Origin of the sequence: Streptomyces sp. VRA16 Mangrove soil, assembly GCF_017377775.1 — a bacterium.
In the GTDB taxonomy this organism is placed as follows: domain Bacteria; phylum Actinomycetota; class Actinomycetes; order Streptomycetales; family Streptomycetaceae; genus Streptomyces.
Genome location: NZ_JAFVLN010000001.1, coordinates 409,176 through 432,934, shown reverse-complemented (window position 1 = coordinate 432,934; position 23,759 = coordinate 409,176). Strand labels below are relative to the sequence as shown.

The window sequence follows — 23,759 nt, the reverse complement described above, 5'->3', positions numbered from 1 at the left end:
TGCCGCTCCCCGTGGGCGCCGCAGATCTGGAGGAATGACATGAAGAGCAGCAATCCGATCCTCTCTCGCTGGGGCGCGACCCAGAGCGTCACCCGGTCCGACGCCGCGCCGCGTCGGCCGGTGGGCACCGGGGCCGGCGCCCACCTCGGCAGCGATCACCTGGCCAACCCCTACGCCCCGGCCGGAGAGACCGGCACCGGCACCGGTACGGGCCCGCAGGACGCCCGTACCGCTCTGACGCTGGACGACGTCGTCGTACGCACAGCGTCCACGCTCGGCGCCGTGGCGCTGGCCGCGGTGCTCTCGTGGCTGTTGCTGCCCGTCGACGAGGCGAACATCGGCCGCTCGTACGGCATCGCCGTCGGCGCCGCGATCATCGCTTTCGCCCTGTCGATGTTCCAGTCGTTCCGGCGGACGCCGTCACCGGCGCTGATCCTCGGGTACGCGGCGTTCGAGGGGGTGTTCCTCGGCGTGTTCTCCAACGCGACGTCGACGTACATCGCACCGGGCGTCGTCGTCCAGGCGGTGCTCGGTACGATCGCGGTCTCCGCGGGGATGCTCATCGCCTACCGCCTGCGGTGGATCCGCGTGACACGTCGGTTCGCCGGGACCGTCGGCGCCGCCGCGACCGGGTTCCTCCTGTTGCTCGTGGCCGACGCGCTGTTCTCCGCGTTCGGTGCGGGCGACGGCATGGGCTTCCACAGCGGCGGTCTCGGTATCGCCTTCGGCCTGTTCGGGATCGCCCTCGGCGCGTGTTTCCTGGCCCTGGACTTCAAGCAGGTGGAGGACGCCATCGCGTTCGGCGCCCCGCGCGAGGAGGCATGGCTGGCCGCCTTCGGCCTCACCGCGACGCTGGTGTGGATCTACCTGGAGGTGCTCCAGCTGCTGTCCCTCTTCAACAACGACAACTGAGCCGCTCGACGACAGGTGGGGCATGCGCTCGACGCACGCCCCACCTGTCATGCAACGCGACCAAGCCCCTCCCTCTCCTCATCCTTGCATTCTCGCACAGTCACCTGTCAGAATGGTGACGTGAACCTCGACCATGTATTCGTATGCGGACATCCGGCCCTCGACTTCGCGGCCACGCTCCGCGCGCGGCGCTCGACGCGGTTCGAGATGTTCGCGACGCCGGAGCGGCTGAACGCCTGGTACCTGGAGTCAGGGATCGTCGACACGATCATGCCGGGCGACGACAGGGACGTACGGGAGGCGACAACCGTGCGCGAAGCCCTGTACCGCCTCATCACCGATCGCCGGCTCGGCGAGGAGTTCGACCGCGAGGCGCTCGCCGTGGTCAACGCGGCCGCGCGCGAGACACCCGTGACGCCGCAGCTGACCGCGGCGGGGCGGCACAACGAGGCGACTCCGGCGCAGGCCCTGGCGACAGTGGCGCGGATGGCCGTCGACCTGCTGAGCGGCCCGGACGTGCCACTGCTCAAAGAGTGCGGCAACCCGGAGTGCACGCGAATCTACATCGACCGGTCCCGCGGTACGCGGCGCCAGTGGTGCGGGATGGAGTCCTGCGGCAACAAGATCAAGGCGGCGGCGTACCGCGCACGGAAGAGAACGGCGGCTTCGGCTTCCCTCTAGGCCGGGGCGGTTTGCCGCTGGCGGCGGGCTGTCCGCCAGCAGCCCGCCGCCTCGCTCCGGCCGCCCAGCTCCCTAGCCCCGCCAGATATTGTCGAACGCGTCGTTCTCGACGCCTCGGCGCAACCGCAGCGCCTCCAGGTGTGTCACCGCGTCACCCACGGCGGCGAGCACGGTCATGACCCCGTCACCGAGTACGTTCTCGTCGACCGTCGGGGTCTCTTCGCCGATCCGCAGAAGTGCGGTCAGCACTCCAAGGGCCGCTTCACGCGCGGCACTTGACTCATCCGCGGTGGGCAGCGACACGGAGTCCGTCTCGCTCGACGTACGAGCGGCGCCCTTTCGCCTCGGGCCACCGAGCCACCCGCGCCGGCCGGGCACGAGGCCCGCCTTCTCCAGATCGTCCGCGTAGGCCGGGGCGAGGTCGACCCCGCGCCGCCACAGCCACTGCTCGACCGTCTCGTACGGTTCGTCCCGGGTGAGCGAGGCGGCGGCGAGGTCCAGCAGCCGGTCCCCCGTCGACACGGGCGGCGCCGGCACCATCCGGTCGTCGTCCAGGGTCAGCGCCCCGTGCCCGAGGAGGTCGATCACCTCGGCCCCGGCCAGGGCGAGGGACAGGTCGCTCGGGTCCACGGGCCGCTCGCGCGTCGGGCCCAGGGCGAGGAGGGCGAGGGCACGGACCGTCGTCATCGGGGACTCGGCCGCGGGAGAACCCGCCCCGGAGTCCGCGGACTTCCTGTTCATCACGATGCCTGCCTCTCTCTTCAGCCCTGCCCGTCGGGACGGCTGCGAGTGTGTGCGTCACAGATTGGGTGGTGATGTCAGAATGACAGCACCATCGTCACTAGTCAAGGCGGTGACGTATTTAGACACGCAGGACACCGCAACCCGCAGCTCGCAACCTCCAACTCGCACTCCGCACTCACATCCGCACTCACATCCACACCCACACCACCAAGCGCCGACTTGACAGTCACGCGCACACAATGCCAACGTCATCACCGGTTAGATTGGTTACTTGGTTCTCGCGGACACCTGCAGACGAGGTAACCCATGCCCCCCTTCTCACACCATCAGGAGATACTGATCAACATGTCACACACACCTGTTGCAGACCTCAGGGCCGAATCCAGCCCTCTCTCCCCCGGTACTCACGCGTATCGGCTCGGCGGCCTGGTCCAGCGCTACCACGTGCACGGCAGCGGACCGGTGTGCGTCGTGCACCCCGGCGGCCCCGGGATCTTCTGGGAGTACCTGCGGATACCCGCCCTGGAAGAACACCTCACGATGGTCTACGTGGAGCCCATCGGCACCACGGAGGACAGCCGGCTGCCCTCACACCCGCACGGCTACACACGCGAGCGGTACAGCGCGTTCCTGGACGCGCTCATCAGCCGACTCGGCGTGCCGAAGGTGCACCTGCTGGGGCATTCGCACGGGGCGTTCGTGGCCGCGTACCACGCCCTGCACCACCCCGAACGCCTCGCGGGTGTCGTGCTGTACGAGGGCGCGCCGGTCACCGGGCCCGAGCACGGCGCCGAGGCGGGCCGCCGCGTCGAGCAGTTCGCTCTGGAGCACAAGGACGAACCGGAACTGCCCGCGGTTCTCGCGGCGTTCGGTGCGATGGGCTCCATGGCGAGCGACGCGGACACCGTTGCCGTGGCGCGCGGGGTGTTCCCGTCCTACGTCGCCGACTACTGGGGCAACGAGAAGGAGCTCGCCCCGGTCCGGGACGCGATCAGGGCCACATACGTCTCCGGCCTGGACGAGGACCTGTCCCCCGACGTGGTCGACGACCGCGCCGCACTGCCGGGACTCACGGTGCCCGCTCTGGTCGTCGTGGGGCTGCACGACGTGATCTGCAGTCCGCGCTGGGCCTTCGAACTAGACGAACTCATCCCGGACTCCCGCCTTCTGATCCTGCGGAACAGCGGTCACTTCGGGCACATCGAGGAGCCCGAACCGTTCGCCGACGCCGTCCGCCGCTTCGTGACGGACGGCAAGGGGTTGCTCAGCCCCGTTCCGGCTGAAGGCGCGTGAAAACAGCCTGCGCTTCCCTCCGGCCGCGTCGTCGTCCGGCATCGCAGCACGGGCGTAGTCGTGCAGCCACAGGTAGTGCCGCGTGACGTGTCCCGCGTCGGCGGCCTGCGTCAGGTTGAACAGGACCTGGGAGCTCTGGTTGCTGAGGGCGACACCGAGGGAGAGCAGCAGGACGAGGTCGCCGAGCGAGGCACGGTGCTCGTCGTACAGGTGCAGGGTGAAGACGAGGCAGCCGGACAGGGCCGCGACGAACACGAGCCATCCGGCGGCCTCGTACCCGACGGCCTTGGCGCGCGCCCGCACCAGAACACGGCTGGTGCCGTCCCATAGGGTGCGGGCCCGGCGGTCCAGGTGCGCGGCGGAGCCCGCGATGCGCCGTTACTTGACCCGCGCGAGCCCGGCCGCCGCCGACACGAAGGACGCCACCACCGGTCGCGCCTCGTCCCGCGGCGACCACGCCACGACGATCCGGCTCTCCGGTGCGTCGACGACGGGCACGCACACCACGCCCTCGGGCGCCGGGGACACGAGCGAGCGCGGCAGTACGGCGGTCACCAGGCCGACGGCGACGAGCGAGTACAGCTGGGGGATGTCCGCGACCTCGGGACCGGAACCCCGGGCGTCCCCGACGCCGTCGGGGACGCCCTTCCAGCGCGGCATCGGCTCGTGCTCCAGGTCCGCCAGGCGCAGCTCGGCACGCGAGGCCAGCGGATGGCCCGCGGAGAGGACCGCGACGCGCGGCTCGACGCAGAGGGTCTCGTGGGCCAGGCCGTCGAGGTCGTCGAACGGGACGTACAGCAGCGCCGCGTCGGCCCGGCCCGCCCGCAACAGGTCCACGCGGTCGGCGGGCCCGCTGAAGACGATCTCCACGGGGCGCGCGTCGGGCCGCGCGGCGTAGGCGGCGAGGAGCGCGGACAGCAGCCCGGCGTCGCCGCCGGGCTTGAGCACGAGCCGCAGTCGGTCCTCGGCGCCGCCGGCCCGCCGGGTGCGGTCCACGGCGGCGCTCACCGCGTCGAGCGCGTAGCGGCCGTACCGCAGCAGCGCCTCACCCGCCGGACTCAGCACGACCTGCCGGCTGGAGCGCACGAACAGCTGGACACCGAGCCGCCTCTCGACGCGCTGGACAGCCTTGGACAGGGCGGGCTGCGCGATGCCCAGCCGCTCGGCGGCGCGCCCGAAGTGCAGTTCCTCCGCCACCGCCACGACGTATTCGATCTCCCGCGTCTCCAGTTCGACCATGCCGCCAGGTTATCGTCCGAGGCCCGACAGATCTTGGACGGGCCGCCCGGCCTCCTGTTTCCATGGAGGCATGATTCACCACACGATGCTCGTATCCTTCGAGAACTCCCTCCCCGACGCCGACCTCGACCAATTCCTCCAGGACATCGAAAAGGCGATGCGCGACTCCGGGCAGCTCCGTACGTTCTCGGCCCGGCGCCACATCCCCGTGCCCGGCGAGGAGGAGATCCCCGCGCTCATCGCGACGGCGGTGCTGCAGTTCGGCGTCGCCGACCGGGACGCTCTCGCCGCCGCCTTCGCCGCACCCGGCGCGGAGGAGGTCATCCATCGCTGGCAGGCCAGGCACCCGTACAAGGTCGCGTGGGTGAACCACACCCCCCTGGACTGAGGCGTCGGCGGGGGATCTGCACTCCCCCGGGGGCAGTCGCACGGCCGAACTGCTTCCCTTGTAGTACTCCGCGGTCCGCCCCACGGGACGACGCGACCGGCACGTGCGGCGAGCACGCTGAACGTGTCCGGTCCGACGTCCCGCCAGGAGGCGCACGATGCTGTTGATCGAGGTCCATGTGGCCCGGGGAACCCTCACCGAGCAGGAGCGGCAGTCGCTGGGGCGGCGGCTCGTCGACGCCATGATGACGGAGGAGGAGGGCCATGCCGTCGAGGTGATCGACGCCCAGCGGGCCGTCACCCAGGTCCTGGTGCACGAGCCGGCCGCGTGGGTGCTCGGGCAGCGGCCCGCGGCCGACCCCGCCGATCCGCCGCGCTATCTGGTGCGGATCACCGTGCCCGCGTCCTGGCGCAAAGAGGTGAGCACGCACGCCGTGCCGGCCGTCACCGACGCGCTCGCGGAGACCGAGCGGGCGGCCGGACGCGACCCCGAGCGGGTGCGCGAAGCGCCGCACGCCGTGATCCTCGTGGACGGCGTCGCCGAGGGCTCCGTCGGCCTGTTCGGCCGGGTCATGGGCAGCATGGACCTCGCCGACATGGTCACCCGCCCCTACCGCGAGACGGCCGGTCCGCACCCCGCGTCCACGGCCGACGGACGGTGGATCGACCCGGTCTGCGGAATGACGGTGGAACGCTCCCCGGGCGCGATCACGCTGGAGCACGGGGGCGTCCTGTACGGCTTCTGCCACGGGATGTGCCGTCGCTCCTTCGCCGATGAGCACGGCATTGCGCTCAGTTAGCGTCGCGCAGAGGGCCCGCCGGCAGGACGGACCGTCAGTCGGCGCGCGGCGCCGCCGTCATGCGGAACGAGCGTGCGACGGCGCACGCGCATCCCGTCAGGAACGCCGTCGCGAGGGCGGCCAGCCGGAGCTGCGCCGCGCGCAGTTCGCCGGGGGCCGCGACCCCACGGGTGGGCGCCCGCCCCTCGGGGTCGTACACCACGGGCAGGGTGTCGCCGAGGGCCGTCGTCGCACCGCAGCCGCGCCACACCGCGGCGCCCGTGGGCACCGCGTCGACGCCGGTGACGGCGCAGAGGGCACGGCCGCGTCCGGAGTCCGGCTGCACCGACGCGACCCGCGCCGGTTCCACGAGGCCGCGCTGCTGGAGGGCGACCCCGGCGGCGACGTCCGAGCTCATGAGGGCCAGACAGATGCCGAGGACGGCGACCAGTCCGACCAGGATCCGTCCGGCCCGCCGGATCAGGAGGTACAGCACCAGTACGGCGATCACCAGCAACCCCGGCTCGCCGGTGGTCAGTTCGCGGGGTCCGCCCCACATGCCGGCGAACCCCGCGCCGACGGTCAGGGCCGCCGCCGCTCCCCCGGCCAGCAGTCCCTCGACGAGCAGCCGGCGCGGTACGCCGACGAACTCCGCGGGCCCCCACAGCACCGACCGCAGGTGCTCCGCCAGGACCGGCGCCGCGGCACGGGGGTGCGACGCACGTCGGGATCCGCGCACGCCGTACCTCCTTTCTCACCGGCCGGGCTCTGCCGGCGCCATCGTGTCGTCGGGCCCTCCCCGGTGCACCGGCTGCCGCCGGACGACTTGGCGGACCTCAGGCTGCCGGGATCCGGCAGCGCGGCGGCCGCCGCCGGGCGGTCACCTCGGCCACCACAGGCCGGGGCCGCCTTCCCGCCATTCGATCAGCGGCGTCGTCACCGCTTCGTCGGTGTCCAGGGCGACGCCGTGCAGGCGGAGCAGTTCGATGACGTCGCCCAGGGAACGGGCCACTCCGGCCTGTTTCCCTCGCAGGGTGACGCATCGTCCGCCGCCCCCGTGCGCGGGGTGCACGACGACCGGGACCGCCGTCTCGTCCGCGCCGGGCGGCCGGGAGCAGGCGGGACGGCCGGCACCGCGCGGCCTGCCGCGCGTACGGCTCCTGCGCGGGGGCGCCGTCATGAGGCGGTGCCACTGCCAGGGGCGGGCGCCCCGGTGCCGTCGGCGGTCAGGCCGTCGTCGTCGCGTCGCCCCAGCCCAGCACGTGCAGGCCGGTGGCCTCGTCCAGGAGCGGGGCCGGCGGTGCGCCGTCCGCCTCGTTGAAGTGGGTGAGGGCCTCGATGAGCGCGGTCCGCTGCTCCGGGGCGAGCCGCTCGACGATCGACGCGATCTCCTCGTGGCGCCGGGCGGTGACGTCCTCGACCGTGCGACGGCCCTCGTCGGTGAGCCTCAGCAGCGTCTCGCGCCGGTTGTCCGGGTTGGTCTGCCGGTCGGCGAGCCCGGCCGCGATCAGCCGGTCGACCATGCGCATCGCCGTCGAGGGCGCGACGCCCAACAGCTCGGCCAGTGCGACGAGTTTGGTCGCGCCGCGCGAGGAGAGCACGACCAGCATGCGGAACTGGGCCGGCGTCACCCGGTCCTCGACTTCGGCGAGCGAGCGGGCGCAGACCGCGACGAGCACCCTGGACGCCGTCAGCACCGCACGGGTCACCGCGTCCACGTCGTCGTCCAAGTGCCCCGCCGGAGCCGCTTTCCTGACCATGGCACATTCTTACCCCGCCCTCGACGGTGCGTGCCCGCCGCCTTTCTGTGTCCATGTCCCGGCGCCTCCCTCGCGTTCTACAATATGCAACTATTGCATCGGCTAAGTATTTGGGTAGGTATCCGTTACGCGATCGAGTCCCGCACGCCGCCCCGGGAGGCGAGAACATGACGTCTCCTCAGCAGCGGCTGCCCTGAACCATGCCGCCGGCCGGGGTGGCAGGAAACCGACAGGGGCCACGAGCACCGTGGCAGGGGAGGCGATGGGATGGACCGGTCGGACGAAATGTGGCGCAGGTTCCTGAAGGACAGCGAGCGGGCCATCCGCCGCACCGCGCCCAGGGAACCCTCGGCGCGCGAACGCGCCGAGGCCGCGGGGCGGCACGGGGACTCCGGCGACGCACGGGAGGGCTCCGTCCCGGTCGGCTTCGAGCTGGTCGGCGAGGCATGGCAGCCCGATCCGAATCCGGCGTACGCACCCTGGAGCGACCTGGACGGGCGGGGCCGGCTGCGCCGCGCCGCGACCCTGCTGGGCGTGTGCGCCGTGCTGGTCGCCGCGCTCGCCTCGGTGGCCCGGCTGCCGATCGGGGCGGGCCCGGACGCCGGCCGGCCCGCGGGTGTCCACCTCGGGCAGACCGAGGAGGCGTCCGACGGCCTGCCCACGGCGTCGCCCGTGCGCTGACCGCCACCGTCCCGGTGTCGCGGCGCCGGTGACCTGCTACTGCGGGGCGGCCGTCCCGCCCGCCGCGAGGAGTTCGTGCAGCAGGTGCGACGCGGTGATGACGCCGAGCAGTCTGCTGCCGTTCCCGGCGCGTTCGACGACGGCGACCAGGGGCGTACGGTCCCGGGCCATCAGGGCGGCGACTTCGAGGGCGGTGTCGTCCGGGGCCGCGACCGGTGGCGGCGTCGCCCTGCGGGACAGGCACTCGCCGACCGTACGGCCGCGCAGGGCGTGGCAGAGCCGGTCCGCGTGCTTCTCGTCGACGACCGCGGCCAGGGCCGGGTCCTCGATGACGTAACCGGGGACGAGCACCTTGACCATCTGGGAGGCCGGCAGGATGGCGGCGGGTTCGCCGCGCTCGTCGACGACGAGCAGTCCCGGCAGCCGGTTCTCCGCCATCAGGCGGGCCGCCGCCGTGGCGTCACTGTCGAGACGGACCGATTCGTAGGCGACCGCCAGGTCCCGTGCGCGCACGAGAGGCTCCTCATCTGCTGTGCCGCGTTGTTGATCTCAGCGTCGTACGAAGACGGCACGGAGGCCAGTTCCTTGACGCGAAACATACGGGACGACCGCGGGGCCGCCCGTCAGGCGAACGCGAAGTAGCGCAGCCAGAGGTAGCCCGCCGAGATCGCGACGGTGACGGCCGTGACCACGAGGCCGTACTTGGTGAACTGCCAGAAGGAGATGGGCTGCCGGTTGCGTTCGGCGATGCCGAGGACCACGACGTTGGCGCTGGCACCGATGGCCGTGGCGTTGCCGCCGAGGTCGGCGCCGAGGGCCAGGGCCCACCACATCACGTGGTCGCTCGCGCCGCCCATGTCATGGACCAGGTCCGCGGTGATGGGGGCCATCGTGGCGACGTACGGGATGTTGTCGACGATCCCGGACAGCACCGCGGAGCCGCCCAGCAGGACCATGGATCCGCCCAGTTCGCTGCCGCCGATGAGATCGGCGAGCGCCTTGGAGACCTCGCCGATGACGCCGGTCTCGATCAGTCCGCCGATCATCACGAACAGGCCCGCGAAGAACGCGAGGGTGGGCCACTCGACCTCGCCGAGCACCTCGCCGGTCTCCACGGTGGAGACCGCGACCAGCAGGCCCGCGCCGAGCAGGGCCACGACGCTGGGCTCGTAGTGCAGGACCGGGTGGAGCACGAAACCGGCGACCACGAGGACCAGGACGCCCAGGCCCTGGACGAGCAGCCGCGGGTTCTTGATGGCCTCGCGCTCCTCCAGGGCCATGATCTCGGCGGCGCGCTCCTCGTCGTAGACGAACGACGCGCGGAACATGATCCGGCACAGCAGGACCAGCACCACGGTCAGCACGGCGGCCAGCGGCGCGAGATGGACCAGGAAGTCGTTGAAGGTCAGGCCCGCGCGGCTGGCGATGATGATGTTCGGCGGGTCGCCGACGAGGGTGGCGGTGCCGCCGATGTTGGCGGCGAAGACCTCGGCGATCAGGAACGGGGCGGCCGGCAGCGCGAGCCGTTCGCACACCAGGAGCGTCACCGGCGCGACGAGCAGCACGGTGGTGACGTTGTCGAGCAGCGCGGAGGCGAGCGCGGTGATGACGACGAGCATGACCATCACCCGGAACGGTTTCGCGCGTGCCCGCTTCACCGCCCAGATCGCCAGGTACTCGAACATGCCGGTCTTCTTCAGCACGCCGACGATCATCATCATGCCCATCAGCAGGAAGATGACGTTCCAGTCGACGCCGGACTCCTGCGAGAAGAAGGCCGAGGCGTCGTCGGTCGCGCCGATGGCGAGCATCAGTCCCGCGCCGCCGAGCGCGGCGGCCACCCGATGCACCTTCTCGCTGATGATCAGGGTGTAGGCGCCGATGAAGACGGCGAGCGCCGCCCAGCTGTGCCAGTCGTTCACGATGCTCCGATGATTCGTTCCTTCCGAGGGATGCCGAGGGCCGGGGCGCGCGCCGGACTGCCGGGCCTGCCGGGGAGCAGCCCGAGGAGACGGTCACGGGCGAACGCGCCACGGACCAGGAGGAGTGGGGGCGGCCGACAGGGCCGCGGGAGAAGGGCGCCGCGGGGAACGGGCAGCAGCATCATGACCGACCACCCCGATCTGGACGCAGACCTCTGACAAGACCGCCGACCAGACTTCCCGGCACACCACCCGGAACCTTACACGTTCTTAACGCGGCATTGACGGGCTCTTGGTGCGCACTGAACGCGGACCCTCATTGCCGGGGTACGGCAACACATCAGGCTCGTTCCGTCAGGAACTCACGGGCGCCGCGCAGTCTCGTGCGCAGTGCGCGCTGCGTGGCGCGGGAGTCGAGACGGACGTCGAGAGCGCCGGGCAGCCCGCTCTCGGCGCGCAGGCCGGCGGGCAGGCGGGCGGGGTCGAGGCCGTCACGTCCGGCGATCAGGGTGCCGAGTTGATGGCGGCTCAGCGCGTCGGTTCCGGCGAGATGGTGCATGCCCGCGGTGCGGCCCGCCGCGAGTTCCAGGAGCGCCGCGGCCAGGTCGGTGACGTGGACGGGGCAGCGGATGTCGTCGGTGAACAGCACGCCCTCGCGTACGCCGGCCGCGAGTTGGTGCACCGCGGCCACGTGCGCGGAGCGCCGGTCGCCGATGATCAGCGAGGTACGGGCGACGACGGCGCCGGGGCACACGAGGCCGACGCCGGTCTCCGCCGCGGCCTTGGCGGCGCCGTACGGCGTGACCGGATCGGGCGGGCAGGTCTCGTCGTAGCCGGGCCGGGACCCGGAGAACACGGCGTCGCTGGAGACATGGACCAGTCGGCAGCCGTGCCGTGCCGCGGCCTTCGCCAGCCGGACCGGGCCCTCGGCGGTCACGGCCCAATCGGCCCCGGCGCTCGTCGCGTTGACGATCACGCAGGGTCCGGCCGTGGCCGGCGCCGCCTCGACGGCGGCGGCGTTCCGCAGGTCGAGTGGCCGCCAGGTCACCCCCGGGAGCCCGCCGGGCCGCGTCGCGTAGGTCGCGAGCGTCGCGTGCCCGGCCGCCACCGCCTGCCGGACCAGTTCGGCGCCGAGGAACCCGCTGCCCCCGATGATCATGACCCTCATGGTGCGACAGGTTAGCCGGGAGATTCTGCGCGGCGCCGCGCTCAGAGGAACCTGAGAGATTCCTGTGTCAGGGTGGCGCGCCGGACGGGCACACCGGGTGCCCGCGTCGCCGGAGGAACCACAGATGAGTCTGATCAACGGCCTGCCCGCGCATGTGCTGCTCGTGCATGTCGTCGTCGTTCTGGTGCCCCTGACCGCCCTCGCGCTCGTGGTGTGCGCGGTGTGGCCGAGGGCCGCGCGGCGCGTGGGGATCGGGCTGCCGGTGCTGGCCCTGGTCGCGCTGGCGACCGTGCCGCTGACGACGAACGCCGGCGAATGGCTGGAGCGCCACGTGGCGAGCACCGCACTGGTGCGCCGTCACACGGAGCTCGGCGACGGTCTTCTCCCCTGGGCCCTGGGCCTGTTCGCTCTCGCGGTCGGCGTCTGGTGGGTGGCGGGCCGCGCCGCCGCGTCCGGCACCTCCCACGCGCCGCGCCGGATCGCCCTGCCGCTGCGCGTCGCCGCCGGTGTCCTCTCGCTCGCCGTGGCCGCGGGCGCCGTCGTGGACGTCTACCGCATCGGCGACTCGGGGGCGAAGGCGGCGTGGCAGGGCGGGTTCTCGAAGTCGGCGACGGGCGGGGACGGGGACGACTGACGCCGCGCGGGACCGGTCATCCCCGTCGCTCGGGCGGCGGAGGATCGAAGAGGCGCGGTCCGGCGGCGTCGGGGGCCTGGAAGAAGCGCGCGTACTCCTCCAGCTGCCGACGGCCGGCCGGGACGGCGCCGGGCGCGCCGGCCCGCTCACGGGCTTCGGGCCGGCGGCACGACTCGTCGACCGGGGCCTTGAGACGGTGCAGTTCGACGGGCACCCCGAGCGAGTGCGCGGCCGACCGCTTCGCGTCCCGCTCGGGCCTGCCCAGGAATCCGAATTCCAGGACGACCGTCTGTCCGAGCCTCAACAGGTCCTGGGCGTGGGCCCGGAGCCGCTGCTCCAGCCGGTCGCGCGCCCCTCGGTCGAACGGGTCGATGCCCAGGTCGGCGAGCCAGTCGTCGGAGCAGAGCGGTACCGCGGGAATCTCCGCGGCCGGGCGCCGCGCCAAAGTGGTCTTCCCGGAAGCGGGCAGTGCGCACAGCAGGACGAGCCGGGGTTCATTCCTCGCGTGCACCGGGCCACCCAGTCATCCTCGGCACCGATCCGGCCGTGTCGGCCGCCGACCCGGGCGGCGGCCGACCACGCGCCGAACTCCCGGGTCAGCTCGGCAGCTCGGCGACCAGTACCTTCGTCGTCCCTCCCGCCTTCCGGTCGAGGGCGTAGAACGCCACCTCTCCGCGGTTGTTGATCCCGACCCCCTCGGTCGGCGCCCAGTGCTCGGTGTCGACCATGGCGTCCAGGGCGTACATATGGCCCTGCGGGTCCCAGACGACGGCCGTGGTGTCGTCGGGAGCCGTCTCGGCGGTGCCGACGATCCAGCCCGCGTCGTTGACGTCGAGCGCGTGGGCGTCGAAGCCGAAGTCGGGCAGCCGGGTCATGGTGCCGCCCGGCTTGAGGACGAAGGCGTCGTCGCCGCTGCTGCCGACGATCTCGCCCGCGGAGTTCACCGCCCGGGCGTAGCTGTCGGCCATGCCGGGGAGCGTGCCGAGGTCGGTGATGGTGCCGTCCGCGGACCAGCGCACGGCGCGCCGCTTGCCGTCCTTCGTGGAGTGGCCGACCACGACCCCGTCGTTGTTGAGCGCGAGCGGCTCGGTGAGCTGACGGCTGTCGGTGAGATGCGGCAGGTGCCGGAAGCCGTCCTGTCGCGTCCACACGAAGGGGTCGTTGACCTCGGTGGTGCCGCCCGTCGCCGGGTTCTTGACGGTGCCGGTGGCATTGCCGACGACGGTGCCCGCGTCGTTGACGGCGAAGGCGCGGTCGAAGCGGTACGTCTCCCAGGTGGGCAGCGGCAGCACGGTCAGGTCGCCGTCCGCGTCCCAGACGCCGCCGCGAGTGCCCTCGGCGACCGTCAACTGGCCGACCGCCCAGCCGTTCCCGGCGCTCTGGCCGAGGACGTAACCGCTGCGCGCGCCGTCGTCCTGGAGGACGGTGACGCCCCGGGCCGGGTCCCAGCGGATCGGGCGGCTGACGCCGGATATCTGCTGCGAGCCGGCCACCCGGCCGGCGTCGTCGAGGCCGAAGGCGACCGCGGGTCCGAAGGAGCCGGTGACCTCGACCGTGGGCTGGGTGACCTTGCCGAGCAGCACGTCGGCGCTGCCCAAGGGCGTGCCCGTGTCCGATGCCAGCGAGAACCGGCCGACGAGGCGGGTGCCGGAGGGCGGCGCCGTGTCGGCGACGATCCGGCCGCTGATCCTCGTCGACGCGCCGGACGCGAGCCGCACCGGCTTGCCGTCGTCCACCGTCACCGAGCCCAGCGACGTGGAGAACAGCGTGTCCTGGATGTCGAACGTCGTGGAGCCGGAGGGTATGTCGGTGCCCGCGACGACGAGCCCGTAGTAGCCGGGCTTCGGGTCCTCGACGGTCAGCGACTCGCGCGCGCCGCCGTTCGTGGACGAGGCGACCAGCGCGCCGGACTGCGCCACGAGGTAGAGGTCCAGGTCGGCGTCGGCGTCGGCGGCGTTGCCCAGGGTCACCTCCAGGCGGGTGGCGTCCCGGGGCACGGTGACGGTCTTGCTGGTGACCTGATGGTCGGTGAGGGTCGGGTGGGCCGTGGAGAGCGCTCCGAGCGCTCCGCCCTCGGCGTGCGCGGTGACCGGGGCGAACCGGTTGACGGCGGTGAACGTCCTCTCGGTGGGCGCGTGCACCGCGGCCTCGTCGACCACGGAGGACGCCGGGTCGAGCGCGGCGCCCTGCACGGTCGTGGTGAGCCGGTACGGATTGCTCAGCAGGGGCGAGGTGCGCCGGGCGTCGACCTGCACCTCCCAGACGCCGGGCATGGGCCGGCGGTAGGTGCGGGTGTCCGGGTCGCAGTCGTCGCTGTTCGAGGAGCCGGTGTAGCAGCGGCTCGCGGCGGTGTCCTCGGCCGGCATGCCCTGCGGGTCGATCGCGAGGAACCGGGTCTGGCTGTCGCCGCTGATCCCGCCCAGGTCGACCTGGAGTGCGGCGGCGCCCTCGGGCACGGACACGAACACCGAGCGCGTGGCGTTGCGGTCCACGGCGTCCCGGTCGGTCACGGCGTACGACGGCGCGGCGGGCCGTGCGGCTGCCACCACGGTGACCGGCACCAGCCGGTCGACGCCGGGGGTGGTGGGATCGTCGACGCGCAGCAGCGCCGAGTGGGCCCCGGCCGTCGCGGCTTTCGCCTGGACGGTGATCGTGGTGGCCGCGCCCGCGGCGAGCCGGACCGTGTGCGGCGCGCTGAACGTGCCGTCGTCGCCGAGCCACGACAGCCGCGCGACACCGCTTCCGGAGCCTGCGGTGCGGGTCAGTTCGACGGCGTACCGCTTGGTTCTGCCCACCTCCTGGCCGCCGTCGCCGGGGGCGCAGCGGTTGTACACGCCGGTGCCCTGCTTCGGGGTGGCGAGCAGCCCCGCGAGGACCGTGCAGACGGGGGCACGGACGCCGTACGCGGTGGGTCCGCCGCCCCGCTCGGCCAGGAGCCTCCAGGCCGCGGGGACGTCGACGAGTCCGGCGCCCTGTGCATAGGCCGGCTGGTCGTCGAGGAACCTCGCCGAGCTGGTGAGAGCCGTGCGCAGCTCGGCCGGTGCGGGGCTGCGACCGGTGTCCGCCGCCGCCGACAGGAGCAGGGCCACGGCGCCCGTGGCCTGCGGCGAGGCCATCGACGTCCCGTTGAACATGCCGTATCCGGCGGGGAGTTCGTAGCCGGTCTGCGGTACGCCCTCGCCCGCGAGCCAGGTGGGTATGGAGGACACGGCGGCGCCGGGTGCGACGATCTCGGGCTTCATGCCGCCGTCCTCGCGCGGGCCGCGCGCCGAGAACGGGAACAGTGACTGACGTGCCGTCACCTTCGAGCCGTAATCGGCCCACCAGGTGTCCTTGCCGACGGACGCGCCGACCGCGAGGACCTGGTCCGAAACGGCGGGGTCGGAGACGGTGTTCATGCCCGGTCCGTCGTTCCCGGCCGACGACACGATCTGCACGCCGTACGTGTCGATGAGCCGGTTGTAGAGCACGGAGCGGACGTTGGAGCCGTCGTTGAGGGCGGGCAGCCCGCCGATCGACAGATTGACCACGTCGACGTGCTGGTCGACGACCGCGTCGATCATGCCTTCCGCGAGGGCGTACGCGGTGCAGCCCGACGCGAACAGGCAGACGCGTTCGGAGACGATCCGGGCGCCGGGCGCGGCCCCGTCCATGGTCCCGCCGAACAGGCCGTGCCCCGCGATGATCCCGGCGACGTGTGTGCCGTGCGCGCCGGAGACGATGCCGATGTTCACGAAGTCGGCGGTCTTGCCGACGCTGCTGCCGCCGCGGGCGGAGAGGTCGACGTCGTCGCGGTGCTCGACGGTGAACGGCACGGACTCGACGACGCCGGTGTCCGGGTCGTCCGTGCCGAAGTGGCCCCAACTGCCGCTCTGCGCATAGGGCTTGACGATCTCGTCGGCGGCGAAGGTGTGGTCGAGGTCGCTGTCGACCCAGACGGCGTGGTCGGACTTGCGGTACAGAACGCCGAAGCTGTCCTTGTAGTCGCCGTCGCGGTTGACGTCGCCCGCGAGCTCGCTGCCCCAGGTGCCGTCCTCGTCGAAGAGCTGGAACTCGTACGCGCCGTCGCCCGGGGCGTTGTAGGTGACGCCGCCGTAGCGGAAGGTGCCGCCGGACGCGGTGACCTTCAACCGCATCTCCAGCCAGGTCGGGTCGGAGTCGGTGACCGGATCGGTGGCCGTGACCCAGTTCTTGATCTTGGGCGCGCCGGTGGTGGTCGTGCGCAGGGCGGGGTGGGAGAGGTCGACGCCGGTGTCGAGGACGCCGACGGTCACGCCACGGCCGTCCCAGGTCGGGTGGTCGGCGGTGAAGTCCGTGGCGCCGATGTCGCCGACGGGGAGGTACGGGTTGTCGGCGGGCGTCGACTTTCCGGGCGCGGCCGGGGCGTCGTCACCGGCGGATGGAGCGCCCTGCTTCTTGTCGGCGGACGTGACCGGTGACGGGTCCGGGATCTTGTACGTCTCGTCGAGGTCGACGGCGCGCACGGACGACAGCGCGGTCAGCGCCTCGACCTTCCCGGTGGGCACGGTGGCGCGGACGTAGCCGAGCTTGTCCTTGAACGCGCCGACGTGGCCGCCGAGTTCGGTGATCGCGGCGCGCGCCTTCTCGGTGCCGCCCTCGGTGGTGGCGAGCAGGACGGTGACGTTCTTGCGCTTCTTGCTCTCGGCCTTCTGCAACAAGGTCCGGTCGCGCGCGCCCAGCTTGTCGCGGCCCGCGTCGGGGGCCCGCTTCGGTGTGTGGGGCACGGACGGTCCCAACGGGCGCGGGACGTCGGCCGCGTGGGCGGGCAGCGCCGACAGGCTCAGCAGCGAGCCCGTCAGTCCGGCGGCGAGGGCGAGGGCGGCGCGTCTGCGTCTGCGGCGGGTGGAGGTACGGGACATGGGGCCCTTTCGGAGCGTTCGGGGTCGCACGATGGCACCCCGGGTCTACTGCTCCCGCGCCGCCCAACGCAGCGGATCGTGCTGGCGGATCACCGACACGTCGTGAAGTCGCCACCCCGGTGCGGGCGTTCCGGGCTCCACCGGACGAACTGGCTGGAGAGCGTGGCGACTTCGCGACACGGCGAGATGTCGCCACGGTCCGGGATGGTTCCGGGGCCCGGATTCGACCAAGATCATGCGTCATCCGTTCTCCGCCGCGGGCGCGGCGGAGCCTCGCCCCCCGTGCAGAGCGGAGTCAGGACCATGACGCACTCCCCGGGCCGCAGACGTCCGGCCGCGGCGGTCGCGGCCACACTGCTGGCCGCCCTCACGTACGGCGCGCCCGCGGCGTCCGCCGCCCCGGACACACCGGACGCCCGCACCGTGCTCGCCTCGCTCGACGCCCGGCAGACGCAGGCGCTGCACCGGATGGCCGGCCTCGATCTGGGCGGTCTGTACGTCACCGACAAGGCGGCGCTGCGCTCCTCCAGGCCGATGGACGTCATCGTGCAGTTGAGCGCTCCCCCGGCCCGTACGGCGCGTCTGCTCGCCGCCGGCCGGGGACGGGAGGTGAGCGCGGCCGACGCCGCTGCCGCCGTGAAGAAGGCGCACATCGGATTCGGCGCCACGCTCCGCGCCATGTTCCCCACCGACGCGGCGCGCAAGAGCGCGGGAACCCCGCGGGTACGCCGCAGTTACACGCACGCCTTCGACGGCGTGAGCCTGACCCTGCCCGGCAACCGCGTGGCCGACCTCCTGGAGCAGAAGGGCGTCGCGGCCGTGTGGCCCGACACCACGGTCAAGGCGCTCGCGACCGATGCGCCGGCATCCACCGACGCCCCGTCAACCACCGTCAGTGGCAGTGAGGTTGACGGCGACCTGAACCGGCTGCACGCCGAGGGTGTCACCGGCAAGGGCGTGAAGGTCGGCGTCATCGACACGGGCATCGACTACCACCACCCCGACCTGAAGGACGCCTACGCGGGCGGCTACGACTTCGTCGACGACGACGCCGACCCCATGGAGACCACGTACGCCGACTGGAAGGCGTCGGGGAAGGCGGAGAGCAACCAGGGCTCCACCTACTACACCGAGCACGGCACCCATGTCGCGGGCATCCTCGCGGGGCGCGGCGCCACCGGCACCGAACGCGCCGCGCACGGCGTCGCACCGGGTGCCTCCGTGTACGCGTACCGGGTCCTCGGCCCGTACGGCTCGGGACGCACGAGCGACATCGTGGCCGCGCTGGACCGGGCCGCCGACGACGGCATGGACGTCGTCAACATGTCGCTCGGCGCCGCCGTCGACGACCCGCTGAGCCCGACGGCCGTCGCCGCGGACAACCTCGTCCTCGCGGGGGTGACGACCGTCGTGGCCGCCGGCAACAGCGGCCCGGACGCGGGGACCTTGGGCACGCCGGGCGCCGCCGCGCTGCCGATCACGGTCGGCGCCCACGACGTACCGCTCACCCTGCCCTCGTACACGCTCACCGCCGGTTCCGCGCAGGCGGAGGGCCGGCTGCTCGCGCGGCCCTACGGGGACGCCCTGGACACCCTCGCCCGTGACGGTGCGTCCGTGGTCGACGTGGGTACGGGAACGGCCGCCGGCTACACCGGCAAGGACGTCATCGGCAAGGCCGTGCTGGTGAAGCGCGGCGGCATCAGTCTCGACGAGAAGGTGCGCCGCGCCCGCACCAAGGGCGCGGTGGCGGTCCTGCTCGTCAACGACAACGCCGCCGAGGGGCACATCCCGGCGTATCTGGGCGAGAACCCCGCCTATGTGCCGGCGTTCTCCCTGACGGCCGCCGACGGCGCGGCCCTGGCGTCCGCCGCCGCCGACCGCCCGGTGGCGTTCAGGGCCACGGGCACGTTCCGGCTCGGCGACGGCGCGCTCGCCGACTTCAGTTCGCGCGGCCCCGTGTACGGCACCGGCGCCATCAAGCCGGAGGTCACCGCGCCGGGCGTCAGCGTCCTGTCGTCCGTGCCGGCCGACGTGGTCGATCCGCAGGGCGGCGACTACACGTACGCGTACGCCCGGTTGAGCGGTACGTCGATGGCGTCCCCGTACGTCGCGGGCGTCGCCGCGCTGCTGTTGCAGCACGAGCCCGGCCTCGGCCCGGACGACGTGAAGAGCGCGCTGATGAACACGGCGGGGCCGCTGCCCGGCGACGTCAGTGTCTTCGAGGCGGGCGCCGGGGCCGTCGACCCGTACGCGGCCGTGCACACGACGTCGCTGCTCCAGGTCGCGGCGCGCAGTACGTCCCTCGGCCTCGACGGCACTCCGACGACGCTCGACCACCGCACCGGGGCGCTGGACCTCGGCGTGCTGCCGCTGGGCCGCGCCGCGGACCGCACCAGCCTTCTGACGCTGGTCAACCACGCGAAGACGCCGACCACTTACCGCGTCTCGGCCGCGTTCACGCGCGGCTCGGGCTCGTCCGGGGACGCCGACGCCGCGCACGTCACGCTGACCCCCGACGCCAGGGTGACCGTCGGCGCCCGCGGCAAGGTCCCGGTGCGCACCACGCTGCGGGTGCCCGCCGACGCGCCTGCCGGGTACTACGAGGGCTTCGTCACGCTCACGCCCGCGACAGGCGGCCAACAGGGCGTCCTGCACGTGCCGTTCGGGCTGCGTGTCGCCAAGTCCGGCTTCGAGGCAGTGGACATGACGAAGTCCGTGCTGTCCACGGGCCGCGCCACGGACGAGGGCGCGGTGGGCGGCGGCGCCGCCACGTTCAATCTGACGATGGCGGGGCAGCTGCGCAGCGTCGACGTGTTCCTCGCGGACGCGCACGGCAAGGACATCGGCTATGTCGGCGGCATCAGCACGGTCGGGCTCAGCGAGGGCGTCCGGTACGGCCCGGCCACCGTCGGCGCCTGGTACTACCCGCTGACCGGCGACGACGCTACACCTGTCGACCCGCGCGGCAGGTGGATGGACGACGGGCACTACAAGCTGCGGATCGTCGGCACGGACGCCTTCGGTGGCACGGACAGCGAGCTGCGCGACGTGTACGTGGACAACGAGGCGCCCGCCTACGACGACACCTTCGGGGCGTGGGACCCGGCGCACCCGGCGGTCGTGGAACTCCCCGCGGACGCCACGTCGTTCGACGTGACCGGAACCCTGCGGGACGGCGAGACCGACGCGATCCGGGCGGCGGGTCTCGACATCGGCCAGGACGACAACAACCTCTACTACTCGCTCAGCAGCCCGAACGCGCCCACCGGTCATGTCGCCGCGGACGCCGCCGGCAAGGTGTCCGTCTCCGTACCGATCCCGTCGGGCCCGCCCGTCGCCTACCTGAAGCTGTGGCCCACCGACGCGGCCGGCAACATCGGCGGTGTGCGCGTGGTCCATCTCGTCAAGAAGGGCACCCCTTACATGCTCGGTGAGGCGAGCGCGTCCACGGCCCGTGCCGGGGACCGCCTGACCTACACCCTGACCGCGCACGAACTGAAGAAGCTCAGGACGTTCACCACGCAACTCCGTTACGACGACCGCAACGTCAAGCTGGTCGATGTCGAGCCGACCGCCGAACTCGCCGCCCACGACCCGTCGGCCGTGCGCCGCACCGACGTCTCCGCAGGTTCGTCGTCGTACAGCACCCTCTCCGTCGACGTCGGCGACGCCCAGGGCGTCACCGACGACGCGATGCCGATGCTGAAGGCCACGTACGAGGTGACCGGCGGCACCCGGACCACGGCGGCGGGCCTCAACTCGGGCACCACGTCGGCCGTCGACACGGCAGGCGTCAAGACGCCGCTCAACACGGTGTTCTACGGCTCGGTGCGGATGCTCGACCCGACGTCGACGTTCGCCGCCCGGCCCGCCGCCCAGGCCCTGCTCACCAAGGACGCGGCCTATGACAACGCCCGCGACTACAGCGCCGACGGCATCACGGCGACCCTCACGGCGCCCGACGGCACGCCGCGGGACCTGACGGCCGACAAGACGGCCCGGATGTCGGCGGCGGACCTCGCGCCGGCGCGGGAGCCCTACCGGTTCCATGTGGCGGTGCCGGGGCACTTCGCCTGGACCGAGGACGTCGACCTCGGGTTGCGTGGGCCGTGGGGCGTGGCGGGCACGGCCGGTACGTCGACGGCGGCGCTGCTCGCCGGCGACGTCAACGGGGACGACGTCATCGACGTGCGCGACGCCGCGGCCGTGTTCGCGGCACGCGGCACCGACCGCCGCGCGGCCGACATCGACCACGACGGCACGGTCGACGCCCGGGACATGGCCTGGGTCGTCACCAACTACCTGAGCCAGAACAGCATGGCCGACCACTACACGGACCCGGTGCGGCGGCTGCACGGCAAGACACTGGAGGACTACGTGGACGGCATGTGACCGGCGGGAAGGGGCGGTGCGGCCCGCACCCCGGGGCCGCCCCTTCCCTCACACCCAGTTGTTGCGCATCGCGTACCAGCCGAGCTGCACGCGCGACGAGACACCCGTCGCGTCCATCAGGGCGCGCAGCCGTCGCTGGACGGTGCGCGGCGAGGTGCCGAGCTGGTGCGCCGTCGCCGCGTCGGTCAGCCCCGACAGCATCAGTTGCAGCAGCCTGCGGTCGGCGGGTTCCAGATCGCCGTCCTCGCGCAGATACGGGCGCGAGCGCCGCCACGCAGCCTCGAACAGCTCGACCGCGAGCAGCACGAGCGGCGCGCGCAGCACCATCGAACGACCGGGCTCGACCTGGACCATCGCCGTCTCCCCGTCCACGATGACGAGCTTGATCAGCGGCTGGTCGACGACTCTGACCTCGTGCCCCGCCGCCATCCGCTCGTCGAGCGCCCGCAGCGCGGCCGGTTCGGCGAGGAAGGCGCGGTCGACGAGGACGCGATAGGCGGCCTCGGTGTTCCCGTCGCGCCGCAGCGGCGGCGCGTCCGCGTCGTCGAGTCCGTCCTCGCCGTCCGTCAGGGTGCTGGGCACCGGCGCGACGGTGTTCGCGCCGGACTGGAAACCCCAAAGGGACGAACGGGCGCTGTACTCAAGGTCGTTGAGCCGTCTGGCCTGTGCCGCGCGGCCCTCGACGAACTCGACCAGCAGGTCCTGGGGCGGCACGGACTCGGGACGCCACTGGGTGAGCAGCCGGGTCAGCGAGTCGTCGGCCCGGCGCAGTTCGGCCTGCAGGTCGGCGAATCGGGAGCGCAGGGCCGTGGCGGGGTCGGCGGTCGGCGGAGACGGTGTTCCAAGATCGGACGACATGACACCAGTGTCGTAGGGGGCCCGTGTGGTGTTCAACGGCCCCTCACCGGGACAGGGCCCGCCCCCGCCTGAAAGATCATCGTGTAGCCATGCCCGCGAACCCTTCCGCGGCCCTGACCGCGAGACGCCTGCCCGACCGCACGAAGGCCCCTTCTCTGCTGCAGGCCGCCCCTCGTCCCTGTGTACCGACGTTTCGGCCGGCAGGCAGTGGACGTCGACGTACAGGTCGAACAGCCGCTCAGGCGACCCGCGTCCGGTGCACCGTCGCCGCACACATCTCCCGCAGGGTCCGCGCCGCGGCCGTGTCGGGGAGCAGCGCGCCGACCTGCGCCCACGCCGCGCGGACCAGGTCGTCGGCGTCGGCTCGGCAGTGGTGCGGGGCGCCGCAGGATTCGAGCTGTCCGACGATGTCCCGCACCGCGGCGTCGTCCAGGGAGCCCGCCCGCACCGTGTCCCACAGGCGGGCCGCGTCCGCCCGGGGCAGCAGGCCGACGGCGCGGGCCAGGGGGAAGGTGACCTTGGCGTTGTGGAGGTCCTCGGCGACGCGCTTCGTCTCGACGCCGCCCACGTGCACGCCTTCGAGGTCGGCGAGGTCGTCGGTGATCTGGTACGCGGTGCCGACGGCTTCGCCGAGGGCGCTCAGGGCCCGGCACTGGTCGGGGGTCGCGTCGGCGACCAGGGCGCCGGTGCGCAGCAGGAAGGCCACCGCGGCGCCGGACTTGAGGCGGTGCGTGAAGCGCAGCACGTGCAGGAGCTGGCGGGGGTCGCCGTCGGCGACGGCCGCGTCCATCTCGGCGTGATGCCCCTGGAGGTCGAGGGCCTGTCCGGCGTGGGTGGCCCTGAGAGTGGCGAGGTACAGCTCGTAGACGGCGGCCCGCAGGTCCGGGCAGTTCGCGGGCAGCGTGCGGCGCAGGGCGCGGTCCATCGCGAAGTACGCCGCCGTCCCGGCGTTGATCGCGACCGCCTGGCCGTACACGAGGTGGCCGGCGGGGCGGCCGCGCCGCAGCCGTGCCTCGTCCTGCACGTCGTCGACCAGCAACGAGCCCGTGTGCATGAGCTCGAAGGCCGCCATGAGTGCGGTGTAGCGGGCGCTGTCGTGGCCGAGGGCCTCGATCACCGCGCCCATCAGCCGCGGTCGCCAGCGCCGTCCGCCGGCGTCGACCAGATGGCGTACGGGCCGCACCAGGGCGCCGTGCAGGCGTTCCGCCAACCGGGGGGCGAATTCGGCCGGGCCGTCGTCCGGGTCGTCGAGGCCCGTCAGGTCCGCGCTCAGCGCGGGCGACGGCCGCGCCGGGTAGAGCAGGTCGATGTCCCGGCTCAGGCAGTCCGACTCCCCTGCTGTCGGGGGCCGTTCGCGGGACACCGTCGCCGCGGCCCCTCCCTCGGCGTCGCGCCCTTCGCCCGTACTGTCATATGAGATCGCTGCCAC

At 72.7% G+C, this 23,759-nt stretch carries 21 protein-coding genes; 9 read left to right on the top strand and 12 right to left on the bottom strand.

Translation table 11 applies throughout. The features are described 5' to 3' along the window. Nucleotides 1–39 precede the first annotated feature (39 nt). Nucleotides 40–912, top strand: a complete 873-nt coding sequence (locus J3486_RS01825) for a Bax inhibitor-1/YccA family protein (RefSeq protein ID WP_207818121.1) — start codon at nucleotides 40–42, stop codon at nucleotides 910–912. A 120-nt stretch (nucleotides 913–1,032) separates the two neighbouring features. After that, a complete protein-coding gene (locus J3486_RS01820; protein WP_207818120.1) occupies nucleotides 1,033–1,593 on the top strand; it encodes an ABATE domain-containing protein in 561 nt (186 codons plus the stop codon). 72 nt (nucleotides 1,594–1,665) lie between these two features. On the opposite strand, the gene J3486_RS01815 is transcribed toward J3486_RS01820, so the two are convergent. After that, complete coding sequence (locus J3486_RS01815; protein WP_207818903.1) at nucleotides 1,666–2,280, bottom strand: GPP34 family phosphoprotein; 615 nt, start codon at nucleotides 2,278–2,280, stop codon at nucleotides 1,666–1,668. 402 nt (nucleotides 2,281–2,682) lie between these two features. Here J3486_RS01815 and J3486_RS01810 point away from each other — a divergent pair, with 402 nt between their 5' ends. After that, entirely contained in the window at nucleotides 2,683–3,630 is a 948-nt protein-coding gene (locus tag J3486_RS01810; protein WP_207818119.1) for an alpha/beta fold hydrolase, read from the top strand. Between the two features lie 87 nt (nucleotides 3,631–3,717). After that, nucleotides 3,718–3,960, top strand: coding sequence for a hypothetical protein (locus J3486_RS01805; RefSeq protein ID WP_207818118.1), 243 nt, complete (start codon nucleotides 3,718–3,720; stop codon nucleotides 3,958–3,960). Between the two features lie 48 nt (nucleotides 3,961–4,008). Here J3486_RS01805 and J3486_RS01800 read toward each other — a convergent pair whose 3' ends face one another. Then, nucleotides 4,009–4,869, bottom strand: a complete 861-nt coding sequence (locus J3486_RS01800; protein ID WP_207818117.1) for a LysR family transcriptional regulator — start codon at nucleotides 4,867–4,869, stop codon at nucleotides 4,009–4,011. A gap of 70 nt (nucleotides 4,870–4,939) precedes the next feature. On the opposite strand from J3486_RS01800, the gene J3486_RS01795 reads away from it, so the two are divergent. Further along, nucleotides 4,940–5,257 carry a hypothetical protein gene (locus tag J3486_RS01795; RefSeq protein ID WP_207818116.1) on the top strand — a complete coding sequence of 106 codons (318 nt, stop codon included), beginning with the start codon at nucleotides 4,940–4,942 and terminating at the stop codon, nucleotides 5,255–5,257. A gap of 157 nt (nucleotides 5,258–5,414) precedes the next feature. After that, complete coding sequence (locus tag J3486_RS01790) at nucleotides 5,415–6,056, top strand: hypothetical protein (protein ID WP_207818115.1); 642 nt, start codon at nucleotides 5,415–5,417, stop codon at nucleotides 6,054–6,056. A 34-nt stretch (nucleotides 6,057–6,090) separates the two neighbouring features. On the opposite strand, the gene J3486_RS01785 is transcribed toward J3486_RS01790, so the two are convergent. The 3 genes from J3486_RS01785 to J3486_RS01775 form a co-directional block, all read right to left on the bottom strand. Further along, nucleotides 6,091–6,774, bottom strand: coding sequence for a hypothetical protein (locus J3486_RS01785; RefSeq protein ID WP_207818114.1), 684 nt, complete (start codon nucleotides 6,772–6,774; stop codon nucleotides 6,091–6,093). Between the two features lie 141 nt (nucleotides 6,775–6,915). Beyond that, nucleotides 6,916–7,215: a hypothetical protein gene (locus J3486_RS43795; RefSeq protein WP_229377330.1), complete on the bottom strand. Its 300-nt coding sequence runs from the start codon at nucleotides 7,213–7,215 to the stop codon at nucleotides 6,916–6,918. Nucleotides 7,216–7,261: 46 nt separating this feature from the next. Continuing rightward, nucleotides 7,262–7,795, bottom strand: a complete 534-nt coding sequence (locus tag J3486_RS01775; protein WP_207818113.1) for a MarR family winged helix-turn-helix transcriptional regulator — start codon at nucleotides 7,793–7,795, stop codon at nucleotides 7,262–7,264. Nucleotides 7,796–8,062: 267 nt separating this feature from the next. On the opposite strand from J3486_RS01775, the gene J3486_RS01770 reads away from it, so the two are divergent. Further along, nucleotides 8,063–8,476 (top strand): hypothetical protein, encoded by a 414-nt coding sequence (locus J3486_RS01770; protein ID WP_207818112.1) that lies wholly within the window; start codon nucleotides 8,063–8,065, stop codon nucleotides 8,474–8,476. Nucleotides 8,477–8,512: 36 nt separating this feature from the next. Here J3486_RS01770 and J3486_RS01765 read toward each other — a convergent pair whose 3' ends face one another. The 3 genes from J3486_RS01765 to J3486_RS01755 form a co-directional block, all read right to left on the bottom strand. After that, nucleotides 8,513–8,989 carry a CBS domain-containing protein gene (locus J3486_RS01765; protein WP_207818111.1) on the bottom strand — a complete coding sequence of 159 codons (477 nt, stop codon included), beginning with the start codon at nucleotides 8,987–8,989 and terminating at the stop codon, nucleotides 8,513–8,515. Between the two features lie 110 nt (nucleotides 8,990–9,099). Beyond that, nucleotides 9,100–10,398, bottom strand: a complete 1,299-nt coding sequence (locus J3486_RS01760) for an SLC13 family permease (protein WP_207818110.1) — start codon at nucleotides 10,396–10,398, stop codon at nucleotides 9,100–9,102. Between the two features lie 340 nt (nucleotides 10,399–10,738). Continuing rightward, nucleotides 10,739–11,566: a sugar nucleotide-binding protein gene (locus J3486_RS01755; RefSeq protein ID WP_207818109.1), complete on the bottom strand. Its 828-nt coding sequence runs from the start codon at nucleotides 11,564–11,566 to the stop codon at nucleotides 10,739–10,741. 124 nt (nucleotides 11,567–11,690) lie between these two features. Here J3486_RS01755 and J3486_RS01750 point away from each other — a divergent pair, with 124 nt between their 5' ends. Then, the gene (locus tag J3486_RS01750) at nucleotides 11,691–12,200 is read left to right on the top strand and encodes a DUF2231 domain-containing protein (protein WP_207818108.1); all 510 of its coding nucleotides are present in this window, start codon (nucleotides 11,691–11,693) and stop codon (nucleotides 12,198–12,200) included. A 16-nt stretch (nucleotides 12,201–12,216) separates the two neighbouring features. Here the strand turns inward: J3486_RS01750 and J3486_RS01745 are convergent, their stop codons facing one another. Together J3486_RS01745 and J3486_RS01740 are read right to left on the bottom strand one after the other, a co-directional pair. Then, the gene (locus tag J3486_RS01745; protein ID WP_207818107.1) at nucleotides 12,217–12,711 is read right to left on the bottom strand and encodes an ATP-binding protein; all 495 of its coding nucleotides are present in this window, start codon (nucleotides 12,709–12,711) and stop codon (nucleotides 12,217–12,219) included. Between the two features lie 85 nt (nucleotides 12,712–12,796). Further along, a complete protein-coding gene (locus tag J3486_RS01740) occupies nucleotides 12,797–17,080 on the bottom strand; it encodes a S8 family serine peptidase (RefSeq protein ID WP_207818106.1) in 4,284 nt (1,427 codons plus the stop codon). A 303-nt stretch (nucleotides 17,081–17,383) separates the two neighbouring features. On the opposite strand from J3486_RS01740, the gene J3486_RS01735 reads away from it, so the two are divergent. Then, on the top strand, nucleotides 17,384–21,472 hold the full coding sequence (locus tag J3486_RS01735; protein ID WP_207818105.1) for a S8 family serine peptidase: 4,089 nt from the start codon (nucleotides 17,384–17,386) through the stop codon (nucleotides 21,470–21,472). A gap of 48 nt (nucleotides 21,473–21,520) precedes the next feature. Here J3486_RS01735 and J3486_RS01730 read toward each other — a convergent pair whose 3' ends face one another. Together J3486_RS01730 and J3486_RS01725 are read right to left on the bottom strand one after the other, a co-directional pair. Continuing rightward, nucleotides 21,521–22,330 carry a helix-turn-helix transcriptional regulator gene (locus J3486_RS01730; protein WP_229377329.1) on the bottom strand — a complete coding sequence of 270 codons (810 nt, stop codon included), beginning with the start codon at nucleotides 22,328–22,330 and terminating at the stop codon, nucleotides 21,521–21,523. A gap of 238 nt (nucleotides 22,331–22,568) precedes the next feature. Beyond that, nucleotides 22,569–23,759 (bottom strand): polyprenyl synthetase family protein, encoded by a 1,191-nt coding sequence (locus tag J3486_RS01725; RefSeq protein ID WP_207818104.1) that lies wholly within the window; start codon nucleotides 23,757–23,759, stop codon nucleotides 22,569–22,571.